The sequence below is a fragment of the Rufibacter roseolus genome (assembly GCF_017916365.1).
Taxonomy (GTDB): domain Bacteria; phylum Bacteroidota; class Bacteroidia; order Cytophagales; family Hymenobacteraceae; genus Nibribacter; species Nibribacter roseolus.
Genome location: NZ_JAFMSU010000001.1, coordinates 1,179,557 through 1,193,825, shown reverse-complemented (window position 1 = coordinate 1,193,825; position 14,269 = coordinate 1,179,557). Strand labels below are relative to the sequence as shown.

9 protein-coding genes are annotated in these 14,269 nt (G+C 54.4%); 5 read left to right on the top strand and 4 right to left on the bottom strand.

Annotation, left to right across the window (positions count from 1 at the left end):
• Window positions 1-28: 28 nt before the first annotated feature.
• A complete protein-coding gene (locus tag J3P35_RS04955; protein ID WP_210463247.1) occupies window positions 29-1,153 on the bottom strand; it encodes a glycosyltransferase family 4 protein in 1,125 nt (374 codons plus the stop codon).
• A 149-nt stretch (window positions 1,154-1,302) separates the two neighbouring features.
• On the opposite strand from J3P35_RS04955, the gene J3P35_RS04950 reads away from it, so the two are divergent.
• The 4 genes from J3P35_RS04950 to ppk1 all read left to right on the top strand — a co-directional run bounded on the left by J3P35_RS04950 (window position 1,303) and on the right by ppk1 (window position 6,017).
• Window positions 1,303-2,001, top strand: coding sequence for a c-type cytochrome (locus J3P35_RS04950; protein WP_210463246.1), 699 nt, complete (start codon window positions 1,303-1,305; stop codon window positions 1,999-2,001).
• 9 nt (window positions 2,002-2,010) lie between these two features.
• Window positions 2,011-3,210, top strand: a complete 1,200-nt coding sequence (hflX, locus tag J3P35_RS04945; protein WP_210463245.1) for a GTPase HflX — start codon at window positions 2,011-2,013, stop codon at window positions 3,208-3,210.
• A gap of 156 nt (window positions 3,211-3,366) precedes the next feature.
• Window positions 3,367-3,864, top strand: coding sequence for a SixA phosphatase family protein (locus tag J3P35_RS04940; RefSeq protein WP_210463244.1), 498 nt, complete (start codon window positions 3,367-3,369; stop codon window positions 3,862-3,864).
• A 35-nt stretch (window positions 3,865-3,899) separates the two neighbouring features.
• Entirely contained in the window at window positions 3,900-6,017 is a 2,118-nt protein-coding gene (gene ppk1 / locus J3P35_RS04935) for a polyphosphate kinase 1 (RefSeq protein WP_210463243.1), read from the top strand.
• A gap of 145 nt (window positions 6,018-6,162) precedes the next feature.
• Here ppk1 and J3P35_RS04930 read toward each other — a convergent pair whose 3' ends face one another.
• Together J3P35_RS04930 and J3P35_RS04925 are read right to left on the bottom strand one after the other, a co-directional pair.
• Window positions 6,163-7,215: a DUF6268 family outer membrane beta-barrel protein gene (locus J3P35_RS04930; protein WP_210463242.1), complete on the bottom strand. Its 1,053-nt coding sequence runs from the start codon at window positions 7,213-7,215 to the stop codon at window positions 6,163-6,165.
• 40 nt (window positions 7,216-7,255) lie between these two features.
• Window positions 7,256-10,999, bottom strand: coding sequence for a metallophosphoesterase (locus J3P35_RS04925; protein WP_210463241.1), 3,744 nt, complete (start codon window positions 10,997-10,999; stop codon window positions 7,256-7,258).
• Window positions 11,000-11,630: 631 nt separating this feature from the next.
• On the opposite strand from J3P35_RS04925, the gene J3P35_RS04920 reads away from it, so the two are divergent.
• Complete coding sequence (locus J3P35_RS04920; protein ID WP_210463240.1) at window positions 11,631-12,818, top strand: Pycsar system effector family protein; 1,188 nt, start codon at window positions 11,631-11,633, stop codon at window positions 12,816-12,818.
• A gap of 82 nt (window positions 12,819-12,900) precedes the next feature.
• Here the strand turns inward: J3P35_RS04920 and J3P35_RS04915 are convergent, their stop codons facing one another.
• On the bottom strand, window positions 12,901-14,043 hold the full coding sequence (locus J3P35_RS04915) for a DUF2652 domain-containing protein (RefSeq protein ID WP_210463239.1): 1,143 nt from the start codon (window positions 14,041-14,043) through the stop codon (window positions 12,901-12,903).
• Window positions 14,044-14,269: the final 226 nt, after the last annotated feature.

The window sequence follows — 14,269 nt, the reverse complement described above, 5'->3', positions numbered from 1 at the left end:
AAATCCGCCCATCTTCAAATCTACAAATTTACTTCCTGGCTATTTTACCGGTTGCTCCTTCAATGGCCGCAAAATAGCGGTCAATCACGAACTTCTCATCGAATTTTTCTTCAGCCAAGCGGCGGCTGTTTTGGCCCATGGTCTGCAACTCTGGATTTGATAACAGATACACTTGCTCCATTTTGGCGGCCAGATCGGTGCCGTTGCGGACCTCGCAGAGATAGCCGTTGTAGCCGTCAATCACGGTTTCTTTGCAGCCGGGCACGTTGGTGGTGACGATGGGTTTGGCCATGGAGGCGGCCTCCAGCAGGGTACGCGGCGTGCCCTCGCGGTAAGACGGCAGCACTACGCAATCAGCGCCGTGAACTACGCTGGCCACGTTGTCTGAGGTACCCAAGTATTCGAGCCAGCCTTCAGCGGCCCATTGCTCCACCAGGGTACGCTTGATCCCGATGTTGCCTTCCTCGTCAATGGCGCCCAGCAGTTGGATGCGGACCTCGGGGTATTTGGCTTTGAGGATTTTGCTCGCTTCTACGTATTCCACCAGGCCTTTCTCGTAGAGCGCTCGGGAAACCATCAGGAACACGAACGGATGCTGGCGTTTGAATTCAGGGGCCGGCAGGTAGCGTTTGGTATCAATGCCAGAGCCGGGGATTACCTCGGTGATGGACTCGCGAACCAGTTTGCGGTCCAGGAAAAGCGCTTTGTCATCTGAGTTCTGGAAAAACACCTTGGCCGGGAACTGGAACGAGAACCGGTACAGGGCCATGGCAATCTTAGAGACCAGGTTCTGCACAATGAACACCGTTCCCAGGCCAGACACGTTGTTGATGGTGGGAATCCCCGCCAGGTGCGCCGCAATAGAGCCGTAGATGTTGGGTTTGATGGTGTATTGCAGAATCACGTCGGGCTTCGCGCTTTTATAGGCCTTCAGGAATTTGCGCACCAGCAGCATGTCTTTGAACGGGTTGGTGCCTTTGCTCTCCATAGGTAGTGGAACGAATTGGCAACCCTCAACCACCAGCTTGGCGGAATAGGCGTCTTCGGGGGCGATGGCTACAACTTCATGTCCGGCCGCCAACAGGGCTTTGACCAAACTAAGGCGAAAATTGAAGATATTCCAGGACTTGTTGATAACAATGGCAATACGCATGGGGTACAATAAAGCAAAAGACAAAGATAGCAGCAGATTTGGCAGCAACCCGCTCCTACGGACAGAATCTGCCGGGGGTTAATCGGTTTTCAGCGCCATTGTACTTACTTTGCACGTAAACCAAGCCTCAGTTACCAATTTATACCACCGTGAGCACCGCTTCTTTGCACATCCATGTTCTGGTAGTAGTACTGTTCCTGATCCTGTTTCTGATAAAGGCGTTCCTGCTTTTCACCGGCAAACACGAGACCCTGAACAAAACCCGCACCTCCACCAAAATGCTGGACATAGTGACCGGTACGCTCATTCTGGTCAGCGGAGGCTATCTAATGATCCAATACAACGGGCCGCTGCCCACCTGGCTGCTGGTCAAAGTGGTGCTGGTGCTGGCCGCCATTCCGTTTTCCATTGTGGGCATCAGAAGGCACAGCAAACTCCTGACCTCCGTAGGAGTACTCATTTTCCTGTATGTCTACGGTGTGGCCGAAACTAAAAGCCTGAAAATGCGTCCTGATAAAGGCGAAGCCGTGGCCGTTTCCCCCAACGGAAAAGTAGGTACTGCCTCCCCAGACCCGGGAAAGGCCAGCAATCCTATTTTAGCCCAACTGGAGGGAACGCAGCTGGAAAACACCAAGGCCATTTACACCGCCCTGTGCGCCAACTGCCACGGAGTAGATGGCCAGAAGGAAGCCAGCGGCGCCACCAATCTGCAACAGAGCACCCTTACCGTGGAAGAACGCCGGGAAGTCATCGCCAACGGCCGCGGCCTTATGCCGGGCTACAGCTCCCAGCTCTCTGAGCAGGAGATGGAGACGCTGGCGCTCTATTCCACTTTGCTTAAAAAGTAACCGTACTACATGAAAAACCAACTCCATATCACTGCCAAAGAACAGGAAACCGCCGTGCTGGTGGCCGTACCTGAATACCGGCAGACCGATGAAAAAACCAAAGAATACCTGGATGAACTCGCGTTCCTCACCGAGACCGTAGGCGCCAAATCCCTCAAACGCTTTGTGCAGAAACTGGACAAACCAGACTCCAAAACCTACGTGGGCAAGGGCAAACTGGAGGAGATTATCGCCTATGTGAAAGAGCACAAGGTAGACATGGTCATTTTTGACGATGATCTCTCCCCTTCGCAGGTGCGCAACCTGGAGCGCGAGCTGGAGGTGAAGATCATTGACCGCAGTTTGCTCATCCTGGACATCTTCGCGCTACGGGCCCAGACTGCCACCGCCCGGGCGCAGGTGGAACTGGCCCAGTACCGCTACCTGCTGCCCCGCCTTACCAACATGTGGACCCACTTAAGCCGCCAGAAAGGCGGGGGCGTGGCCATGCGCGGACCTGGTGAGACGGAGATTGAGACCGATAGACGGATTGTGCGGGACAAGATCTCTTTGCTCAAAGAAAGGCTGGAGAAGTTTGAGAAGCAGAACTATGAGCAGCGTAAGTCCCGCTCGGGCATTGTGCGCGTGTCTTTGGTAGGGTACACCAACGTGGGCAAATCCACCATCATGAACCTGCTCACCAAAGCCGATGTCTTCGCCGAGAACAAGCTGTTTGCCACGGTAGATGCCACGGTGCGCAAGATGGTGATTGAGAACATCCCGTTGCTGCTCTCAGACACGGTTGGGTTCATCAGGAAACTGCCCACCAAACTCATTGAGAGCTTCAAGTCCACCCTGGACGAGATCAGGGAGTCTGACCTGCTGCTGCACGTGGTGGATGTGTCGCATCCCTCGTTTGAGGAGCACATTGGGGTGGTGAATGATACCTTGAAAGACATCCATTCTGCGGACAAGCCGGTGATCCTGGTCTTCAACAAAACCGACCTGTACCTGCAGCAGCGAGAGCAGGAACTGAAGGAAGAGCACCCGGACGCCCTACCGGACATCAACGACCTGAGATCGTCTTACATGGCCAAGCAGCACACCCCAGCTATCTTTATCTCGGCCACAAACCGGGCCAATATTGATGAGTTGCGCCAGGTCTTGCTGGAGCAGGTGTCCAAGATCCATTTTGAGCGTTACCCGCATAATACACCTCAGGAAGGGTAAACCCGTTTAGGGGCCCTTTCAGGCAAAACAAGCCAGAAATGAACCCAGAAACAGGCGCCGTGGCATACTTGTAAAGACAACTATTTTCAGGCGTAAACAGTAAACATGAAAGCCGCAGCTGCCCCACAGTTGTGGCTTTCATGTTATGTATGCCATATGAAAACGCTATATCTGTTACGCCACGCCAAATCCAGTTGGAAGTACGAGGAACTGAGTGACCATGACCGTCCTCTGAACAAAAGAGGCCGCACAGATGCGCCCCTCATAGGACAGGAGCTGCTGGAACGGGAAATAAAGCTGGACCTGGTTGTCTCCAGTTCCGCGGTAAGGGCCATCACCACCGCATCGCTGGTGGCCAAGGAACTGAATTTCGCGCCAGACAAGATTGGGGTGCAGGAAGAGCTCTACCTTATCTCTTCTGAGGACCTGCTCATCTTTGTCCAGTCTCTGCCCGATGAATACAACCACGTGATGGTGGTGGGGCACAACCCCGCGTTCACCGAACTGGCCAATCAGCTCAGCCCAGACAAAAGCATCGCCAATATTCCCACGGCTGGCATTGTGGGTCTCAGCTTTGACTGCAGCCACTGGGGCCAAATCTCCAGAGACAACGCCAAGCTCCTTTTCTTCGACTTTCCAAAAAACTATCGCTAACGCGGGCCAGTTCTGCCCTGCATATCCCCACCTGAATGGCGGCAAAAGACAATACAGACCCTACTAAACCTTCGCAGGAGAAATCCCTGGTTCATGAAGTTCCGCAGATAAGCCGCGAGCTGAGTTGGCTTGCGTTCAACTACCGCGTGCTGCAGGAAGCCAAAGACCCGCGGGTGCCCCTGCTGGAGCGCCTGAATTTCCTGGCTATTTTCTCCTCCAACCTTGACGAATACTTCAAGGTGCGGGTGGCCACCATGCGCCGCCTGGCCAAGCTAAAGAAAAAGACCCGCGAGAAACTGGAAGACGATCCCCTGCCGGAATTAGCGGAGATCATTGCCGAGGTATCACGCCAGCAGCAGGAATTTGGGCAGGTTTTCCGGACCGAGATCCTGCCGGAGCTCCGCCGCGAGCACATCCACCTCATTGACGAGACCGAGTGCACAGACGGGCAGCGCGACATGGCGCTGGACTATTTCCGGCGTACCATAAAGCCACTTTTGGCACCCATCATCTTCAGCGCCAACCCCAGCCCGCTGTTCCTTAAAGACCAGACCGTGTACCTTATTGTGCGCCTGAAACCAAAAGCGCAGGAGGAGCCGGAGCAATACGCTATTCTGGAGATTCCTACCCAAAAACACGGGAGCCGTTTTGTAAAATTGCCCGTGGAGCAGGGCGAGCACTACGTCATGCTCCTGGACGATGTGATCAGGGTGGGCTTGCCTGAGCTGTTCCCCGGTTTTGCCGAGGTGGAGGCCTACGCCGTGAAACTCTCCCGTGATGCCGAGCTGGACATTGAGGAAGAGGTATCGGGCAATTTAATGGCCAAAATCAAGAAAAGCCTCAAGAAACGGGAAACCGGTAGACCCAGCCGCCTGCTCTACGACCCGCAGACCCCTGAACCCTTGCTGCACGCGCTGCTGGAGCACATTGGCATCACCACCGATGAACTGGTGGTGGGTAGCCGCTTCCACAACTTCCGTGATTTCTTTGGGTTCCCCAAGTTTGAGATACCCGGCCTGTACTATGCGCCGCAACCGCCGCTGCCCCACCCGGTGCTGGAGAAAGCCCCTAGCATGCTGGAAGCCATGAAAGAGCAGGAATTCCTGTTGCATTACCCTTACCAGAAGTTTGACTACGTGCTCCGCTTTCTGGAAGAGGCCGCCGATGACCCCGCCGTTACCAGCATCAGCATTACGTTGTACCGCGTAGCCGATAAATCAAAGGTAGCCAAGGCGCTCATCAGGGCCGCGGAGAATGGCAAGCTGGTTACTGCCGTGGTGGAACTCAAAGCCCGCTTTGACGAAGAATCAAACATTTACTGGGGCAGCAAACTGGAGAAAGCCGGGGCCAATGTCATATTCGGGGTACCGGACCTCAAGGTTCACAGCAAGATTGGTTTGGTGACCCGGCAGGAAGACGGCCAGGCGGTGCAGTACGCCTACCTGAGCACCGGCAACTACAACGAGAAAACCTCACTCATCTACACTGACCACGCCCTCTTCACCACCGACCAACGGCTCACGGGTGAGATGTCTAAGGTCTTCAACTTTCTGGTGGACGGCAACACGAACCAGACGTTTGAGCACCTACTGGTAGCACCCTTCAACCTGCGCGACGGGTTAGAAAAACTCATCAGGCACGAGATGGAACTGGCGCGGGCCGGAAAACCCGCCTACATCGTGGCCAAGATGAACGCCCTGCAGGACAGCCGCATGATCAAACAGCTGTACGAGGCCAGCCAGGCTGGTGTGAAGATAGAATTGCTGGTGCGCGGTATCTGCAGCCTGATTCCGGGCGTGCCGGGCCTGAGCGAGAACATCTCGGTGCGTAGCATCGTGGACCGGTACCTGGAGCACGGGCGCATCTACGTCTTCGGGAACGGCGGGGAAGAGAAAATCTTTATCGCCTCGGCAGACTGGATGAACCGTAACCTTAACCGCCGGGTAGAGGTGGCTTTCCCCGTGTATGACCCTGTGCTGCGCCAGGAAACCCGCCAGATGCTGGATCTGCACATGAAAGACAACCAGAAAGCCCGTCTCTCAGATAACCAATACTGGGTTTCTGATGACCCATCATTGTCTGTGCACGCCCAGGATGAGGCTTACCGGCTCATGAAAGAAAAAGCCACGCAGGCCGGGTTCCCGGTTACTTAGGACCGCAACAGGTTTAAGAACTATTCCAACTGAAAAGCCAACGGGCCGGTATCTTCTGATACCGGCCCGTTGGCTTTTCAGTTGAAGTCAAAGCTGAAATCCGTTTAGGGGCCGTTTACAGTAAATCAGCCCCTAAACAAATTGGTTACTGTTTCAGGAAGCGGCGGGGCGGCACCAGGAACAGCTCCACGTTAAAGAAAACCGCGTCTTTGATGTGGGTTTCTATCAGGGGGTTGGCAGTGCGCGCGCGGCCATCGTACAAGTCAAATTTGTGGTTGTAGCGGTATCCTGTTTCCAGCCCGAACCAGATGAAGTCATAAATTTCGCGGTCCCAGCGGAGCCTTGCTTTGATCTCTGATTTCCGGAGCTCCACAGTCTCGTATTGGTTGAAAGGCTCGGTGTTGATGTTGATGTTGTAGGTAGAGCCATCAATGCGGTAGCCCAAGTACAGCAAGGATTTCTCTGAGAAGTTGCGCCGGAAAGTGACGTTGGCCGGAAACAGCGCCTCTACGCCCCACTTGTCGTTGAAGGTGCGGTTGTACAGGAAAGCCGGGTAAATGGTCTGCCGCCCGAAAGCATAGCCCAACTGCACCCCTAAACCATAAGACAGGTATCGGCTTTTCTTCCAGCCGTAAATGGCCTCCATGGAAGTTCTCAGGTAGCGCGTGAAGCTCACGTTATCATGTTTGCCGTAATCGCCGTTGAGTTCGCCTTTCACCCGGAAGATGATGTAGTTCTTGTAGTTGAGCGGTTTCAGCATGACCAACTGCCCGTCCAGGGAACGCAGGTTCTTGTCTTCCAGCCGCTGGTACAAGGGGTATTGCTGCGTTTCGGGCTCTTTGTAGTTGAACTCTTCCAGAAAGTAACTGCCGCCCAGTACCAGCTTAAAGTGCGGGTTATTTACCAGCGGCGCATAGGCCTTAAACTCAAACCGGTTGCTTTTGAGCACATCGGCGCGGGCGTCTTCCACGGTGCTCTGCTGCCCCCGGGAGTGCATGCCAAACCGCGGCAACCGCTCATACCTGATGATGATACCCTTGCTCTTGCCCATGCCCACCACCGAGGGGTTGGCCAGTTCCTTCTCATCTGTGGTGTCCTGGGCTGCCCTTAGAGAATCAGAGAAAAAGCCTTGGGCATTTACCGGCTGTTTTGTGAAAACCAAGCCTAAAATACCCATCAGGAGAAAAAGCTTTTTCATAGAGGCAGGGCTGCAATATGTGGTTGTGGTAAGAGACATGTTAAAAGAGGAAGCCAAAATTCACGTTGAACAGTTTATCTTCTTCGCCCGCTGAGTAAGTGGCATTGATCACGGCCTGCTTGAGCACGTCAATCCAGATACCGCCCCCTACGCCGCGGTGTATTTTGTTTGAGTCATCACCGTCGGCCCAGACGCGGCCGTGGTCCACCAGACCCATGATCCCAAACTTGCCCGGGAACAAATACACATTGAACTTGAAGAGCTCTACCCGCACCTCGGTGTTCTGGTAAACGGAAGTGCGCCCGGCAAAACGGGTGCGGCGGTATCCGCGCAGGTTGGTGAGTCCGCCCAGGGTATTGGCCTGGTAGAACGGAAAATCCCCGAAGTTGTGAGCCCCGCCCAACCTTGCCGCCAACGTAAGCTGGAACGGCAGCCTTGGCCCGATGTAGAACATGAACTCAGAGCCAATACGCCCGAAATTGCGGCCCTCCCCGCCCAACTGGCGGGAGTAGGAGAACTCGTTCAGCCATTTCAACCCGATGCGCGGGTTCACCGGGGTGCTCACCGCCTGCAGGTTCAAAAAGCCCCTTACCCCTGTGAACTGCTCCACCCCGAAGACTTCCTCAGAGAAGATCTCATCCACGTAGCGGCCGGGGTAATGCTGCAGCTCATACCGGTCATAGAACGGCCCGATGCCCATTCTCACGAAGTGGGTGAAGCTGGTGTTGATGGTTGGCGACACCATCATGCGGGCCATCCGCACGCGGTAGTATTCTATCTCCCGGGTCTGCTCCGTCTCGTTGCCCAACCCGAAGAAGTTGATCTGGTACTGCGGTCCGAAAATGGCGGCTTTCACCCCCAGGTCCAGTTTGTCATTGAAGATCTGCTTGAACTCAGAATCATACCTGATGTTGTAGGCGCGGGTAGCGAAAGCGTAGTTGGCCCGCAGGTAATGCTCAGAGGCGTACGGCTGTTTCCTGAACTTGTGGTTGCGGTACAGCACCCCGCCGCCCAGGAACAAACCATCGTCCACGTTGTACTCTATAGACAGCCGCGGCCCGAAGTAAGGGATCTTGTAGTTGTCGCGGTCATAGAGGTTCACGTCCTCAAAGGCCTCGGTTTTGTCCTCGGCCTCAGTGCCAAAGGCGATCTGGTTTTTCTCGCCGGTGAAATCGTAGATCTTGGTTTTGCGCACCGGACCCTTCACGCTTGAATTGTCTGAGATGGAGTCATTGCCTTCGCCCCCAATGATGCGCACCATAGGGCCGGTTTTGGTGTTGCCGGTTACCTCAAACACGTCATCGCCGCCCAGGCCGTACAACCTGATCTCTTCGGTTTCCTTGTTTTTGAACAGACGGCGATAAAGCACCTTGGAGACCTCGCCCTCCTTGTTGATCTTGCGCATGGTCACCTCGGTCTCGTCATCTGAAATGCGGCGCACTTCAAATTTCTCACGCTTGTCAGAGCCGGAAATGTCCACGTCCTCGGCCAGGTGCAGGTAGTATTTCTCGGCTACCTGCGGCAGCAGGTCACGTCTTGATTTGAGGTTGGCGATCACCTCGGGCCCGGAGAGCGGAAACACCTCTGGCGGCATTTGGCGCACGGCTTCCTCAATGGCCTGATCGGTCATGGAGGCTTTCAGCTCATTGGCCAGTTTGATCCACTGCTCGCGCGTAACGCTGGACAGGAAGGTACGGTCTGCGGAAAGAGCCGAAAGGTTGAGGCCTTTATAGTCTCCGAAGTCTTTCCCGAAGTGCTGGAAATTACGCACCGCCCACCGCCGGCTCACAAGCCAGGGAATAAATCCGTCGGCTTTGAAGAACGCGATGTCACGGTCTTCGGGCACGGGCCGGTAAGTGCGATTGTCTTCGCCGGATCTGGTTTCCACCCAGCGCCACTGCCCTTCGTGCCGGTCCCAGTCGCCAATGAGCATGTCCAGCAGGCGGGCGCGGGCAAACTCCTGCTCATTTACCTGGTTGTCATGGTCATTGCGCTTGCGCTCCAGCAGTCTCTCGGTACCTATAATGTTGGTGGCGTTGCCCAGACTGGCTACGTCTGAGTGGTCTTCGTCTGCGTCTTCCTCCAGGAAAGCCACGGTGTTGTTGAACTCATCCAAGTACTGGCGCAGGCGCGGATCATTGGGGATGTACACCAGTTTGGGGTTGGTATGGTACACTCCGGCGGCATCGGCGAGCTTGGCGGCCACCAAGGCGCCGTAAGGGTGCTGCGCCGAGATCTGGTCCTGCAGAATGTCGCGGGCCACGGTGCGCTGCAGCGCCTCTGGCAGCATGGCGCTGGGGTCTTTGTTCACGGAGCGCAGGGTGTACTCCCGGCCTTCCTCATTGCGAAGCTTAAGGGAAGAGGTCTGCTTGCCCCCGCCCTTCTGGTAAGGCACCAGCCCGCCTTTCTCGCGCTGCAAATCCAGCAGGGGAATGGTCACGGGTGTCTGCCATTCTCTACGGTAGTGGTTTCCCAGCAAGCCTTTCTTGAACGCACCCACCCCGTAGGCCTTGTTGGCCGGCGTGGTGATGGTGCTGTCTTTATAGTCTTCTTTGGAAATGGCGATCTGCTCGGTCTCTGGTTTGGCCTTGGCGTACATGGGCATCCGGAAGGACAGCCTGGCGGGCTCATCATCATCGTTCTTGGCGTAGAACTCTACCCAGGCCTCGCCGTTGCGGTAGTAGTTGATGCGGGCATACCCCTGCGACTTCTCGGCGTAGAGCGCGTCGCCGCCGTTTTTCACGTGCTGGGTTTTGCAACCGGCCCCACTGACAATGTGCGGCAGTTTACCGGCCTTGAAATACTGCAGGTTGTGCTCATGCCCCGCCGCATATACAATGTTGTCATACTTAGAGAACACGGTCATAAGGCCGTTGATATAGGCCTGGTAGCTGGGGTGCGGAATGTCCTGGGCAATACCGCCGTACTTGCGCGCCAACGGATAGATGGACCCGATGATGGGCAGCGGCAATACCCAGCCTTTGCGCAGGATGGTGAGCGGGAACAGGTGGTCTGTAAGCGTGAAGTATCCCCCGTGGATACCGTTGCTGAACAGCGGGTGGTGCCCCACCACCACTATGTTCTTGTCTTTGTTCTTCTGGATGATGTCTTCCAGTTGCACCAGCACGTCTACCTCGCTGGTGACGCCGCAGGGGTTATCGTCGCCGTAGGGTTTGTCATAGGGGTGCAGCCACCAGTGGGAGTCCAGCGCGATGAGCACGATCTCTTCCTCAATGAGCACTTCAAACGGGCCGGGGCAGCCGTTGCCGGGCACAAAGAAATCGGTGCCTACCACAATGTTACTGTCTGCCAGGTATTCTTCCACGAAACGCTCTTCCCGCACCACGGCCTCCCAACCGTCCGGGGTTCCGCTGCCGCCGCCCCAGTCATGGTTTCCGGGGATCATGTACTTCTCGCCTTTGTAGCCTTTGAGGATATCCAACTGGGCCTTCATGCGGGCCTCGGCGGTTTTCCGGTCATAGGCATCTGGTTTGGGCAGGCCGTTGTGGTAGATGTTGTCGCCCAGGTACACCACGGCACTTCTTTCCCCGGCCCGGTCAATCTGCGACTTAAGGTGCATGAGGGTGGGGTCTGGTTTATCGGTGAGCGGGGCGCCGGCGTCACCAATCAGGAACACGCTGTAGACAATCTCGGAGGTGTCTTTGGGCGTCTGTGACTGCCAATCCACCACATTGCGGGCATAGTAAGGTTTAGCCGTGGTACATGCCTGCACGAACCAGAAAATGGCAAAGGGTAAAAAGAGGAGACTGTATTTTTTTTTCATGAACGATAGATGCCAAAGCTTCAATCTGCGGGCCCAAGCGGTAACCGGCGAGCCGGGAAGTATTTAAAAGGCGGTAAATTTGGTCTTTATACGGAGAGCGGCCCTCAGAGATTATACCAGCCCTTCTAGAATAGCTTCCGCAGAATATTTGCCTGTATGACGTACGCAAAGGGGCTAGGGTTAGAAGAAATTTTGCCGGAGCAAATTCTTCTAATTCTTCTAGCCTCATAAAGAATTCATCCCATGCCTAGCCTTTTGGGCACAAGTTTTAGAAAAACAGCCCCTAAACCCTGGCGCAGGAATTAGGACTGGTCAGAGCCAGGCGAAACTTAAGTATGCTAGCATTCTATTGAAGAGCCACTTACAGGAATACCCATTGGCGGGGCAGGATACGCGGCGGAGTCCCAGTACACAGGAAGACCGTTTTTGTTTAGGGCCCATTCTTGGGAAAACGGCCTTGAAACAGTATCTCCGTAGGCTGGGGCAATGTCTCTTCTGGCGCCCGGAAAGGAATACGGTCAACCTTGAAGCCCTATTTCGCGTTGTAGACCTTTGGATTCAACTCTATTGAAAGCAGCCCTTTTGCTGCTTTAGACAAGTGCTACGGGCAATATCGCTCTCACCTATCTTTATGGAAAACGAAGATCTCATCCGGAAAGCTGGCAACTACGTGTTCACGCTTTTCAAAGAGAAACTATCTAAGAAATTGGTTTACCACAACTACAAACACACGTTTGAGGTGGTAAAAGAGGCCAGGGAGCTGGCCCAGGGGTGCAACTTGCACCCAGAGGAAATGGAGATTCTTATGCTGGCCGCCTGGTTCCATGACACGGGTTATATCAGCACCTATGAGAATCATGAAGAGGAAAGCGTAGAGATTGCCACCGCCTTTCTTCAAGGAGAGAAATACCCCCCTGAAAAAATCGCGCAGGTGAACACCTGCATTATGGCCACCAAACAGGGCCAGACGACGCACCACCTGCTGGAAGACCTCCTGGTGGACGCTGACATCGCCAATATTGGGAAGGAAACTTTCTTTGCCACCGCCGAGCTCCTGCGTGTGGAGTGGGAGATTTTCCAGGACCGCACTTTCTCTGACCTAGAGTGGGCGCAGTTCCAGCTGGACTTCCTGCTTTCCGTCTCTTTCCGGACCCAGCCGGCGCAGGCCAAGTTCTCCAAACAGCTCAGCAAGAATATACAGGAGCAGCGCAACCACCAGAAAGAACTGGCTAAAAAGAAAAAGAAAAAGGAGAAGAAGAACCGCGAAGACCTGGCCCAGCCCAAACGGGGTATTGAGACCATGTTCAAGAGCACCTATGACAACCACATCAGCCTGAGTGCGATCGCAGATAACAAGGCCAACATGATGATCAGCCTCAACGCCATTATCATGTCCATCATTATCACGTACCTGGGCACCAAGTCCTCCATCATTGGCGCTGAGTTCACGCGTAACCCTATCCTTATGATTCCGGTGGGCATTCTGTTGGCTACTACTCTGGCATCGGTGATCTCGGCTATCATCTCGGCGCAGCCCGAGGTAACCAGTTTCCGCCTGCGGCCCGATAAACTCACCAGCCGTCGCATTAACCTGCTGTTTTTCGGGAACTTCACCAAAATCCCGCTGGAAGATTTCCAGAACGGCATGCATGACATCATGCGTGACAAAAACGCGCTCTACAACAACATGATCACCGATATCTACTACCTGGGAGACGTGCTCAAGAACAAGTACCGCCTGCTGCGTATCTCCTACACCATTTTCATGATAGGCATTATCTTAACGGTGCTGTCTTTTGTGATCGCCATCTCCAGATAGGATATCCAGAAAGACACAAAGCAGAAGGGGCTGCCGTTGTAGAAACGGCAGCCCCTTCTGCTTTACAGGCTTATCTTCTCCTTTATTTCTGCCGATTTTGGTGCAGCTGCTCACAAAGGTGCTTCAACTGCAGCAGCGAAGCCTTCATGAAGCCCTTGATCTGCTTGCGCCCGAAGTTGTCATAGAAGTAATCACCCACCGATACCCGGCTGTAGTGGAATTCCAGGGTGAGCAGGGTTCTTCCCTCTTCCTGGTACAGGTGGTAAAAAATAAGGGAGTTGGGAAACATCTTGAAGTTGGCCATTTTCTCAATGACCTCTATTTTCTCGGGTGTGACGCGGCTCTGCAGGGTCTGCATCTCAATGGAACCGCCCTTCTCCATCTCGCAGAAGTAGTTGGTGCCAATGCGGTTTACTTTTTTGGTGTCAAAGCGCGCGCTTTTCACCCGGTGCATCCATTTGGGTTTGAGCCGGTAATTCTGGATCACCCGCAGCACCAGCTCGGCGGGAGCCTTGATATAGTCCCGCAGGGAAAAGGTGTTGGGGTACTGCTTGTCGGTGTGCTCGGCCTCAGGGTCGGTGACCAGCAGGCGCAACGGGGTAAGAAAGGCGTATTTGTAGCGGATCTCCCCCACATGCTCATAGCTGTTCATGCCGTCTTTTAGCTGGGACCAGGCAAAATTGTGCGCCACCGCCTCGGGGTCCTGGGTGTTGAGGTAACCCTCGGTCAGGAGCACGTATTCTGAGCCCTCTATGCTGTTTTTGAGCAGGCGGTGAGCCAGGATCACATCAGTGCCCATGAGTTTGATATGGTCCCTTATCTGGGTCACACTGATGCGCCCGTAATGCACCACTACCTTCAGGGTAAGTTTGTTCTCAGAGAGTTTGGGGCTGGACAGGATGTCATTGCGCTCCATGATGCGCAGGTAGTTCTGGAAATCCAGGAAAATCTGCTTGCACTGGCTCACGATCTGGTCAATGGCCGGGGCCTCGCCAATTTTATAGAACAGGATGGCATCTCCTTGGATCTCGCAGACTTCCATGTTGAGGATGTTGGCCTCAATGATGATCTCCAGCAAATCAGCGATAAGGTTACGGCTGTACTGCACCCCGTTTTCATGCATGAACCGGGTGAAGCCGCTTATATCAGGGATGAACAGCAGTGCCGGCTGCGTGTCATCCGCTTCATGGGGCGCTAATGAAATATTGGTTACTGTTGACTCCATGGATAAATTCTAAGTCAGAAGCCGTTCAGTTGAAATCTCAACCAGTTCATCTGCTTGTTGGGTTACCTTCCAACGCCACATATACGTGAATATGGCCTCTTCATTTGCCTTTCCGGCGCAGTTGTTGAAAATTTTCCTCAACTTCTTTCCCCAGCCTTTTCCAATACCGGCAGCTTACAGTCCAGACTGTGGCCAGGAGAGGCCTAATGCCCCTTTTTGCAGAGTC

What these genes read in the sequence shown, in the direction of transcription:
- J3P35_RS04920 (WP_210463240.1), top strand. Translation starts at nt 11,631, where the DNA reads ATGGAAAACGAAGATCTCATCCGGAAAGCTGGCAACTACGTGTTCACG.
- J3P35_RS04915 (WP_210463239.1), bottom strand. Translation starts at nt 14,043, where the DNA reads ATGGAGTCAACAGTAACCAATATTTCATTAGCGCCCCATGAAGCGGAT.
- J3P35_RS04940 (WP_210463244.1), top strand. Translation starts at nt 3,367, where the DNA reads ATGAAAACGCTATATCTGTTACGCCACGCCAAATCCAGTTGGAAGTAC.
- ppk1 (WP_210463243.1), top strand. Translation starts at nt 3,900, where the DNA reads ATGGCGGCAAAAGACAATACAGACCCTACTAAACCTTCGCAGGAGAAA.
- J3P35_RS04925 (WP_210463241.1), bottom strand. Translation starts at nt 10,999, where the DNA reads ATGAAAAAAAAATACAGTCTCCTCTTTTTACCCTTTGCCATTTTCTGG.
- J3P35_RS04930 (WP_210463242.1), bottom strand. Translation starts at nt 7,215, where the DNA reads ATGAAAAAGCTTTTTCTCCTGATGGGTATTTTAGGCTTGGTTTTCACA.
- hflX (WP_210463245.1), top strand. Translation starts at nt 2,011, where the DNA reads ATGAAAAACCAACTCCATATCACTGCCAAAGAACAGGAAACCGCCGTG.
- J3P35_RS04955 (WP_210463247.1), bottom strand. Translation starts at nt 1,153, where the DNA reads ATGCGTATTGCCATTGTTATCAACAAGTCCTGGAATATCTTCAATTTT.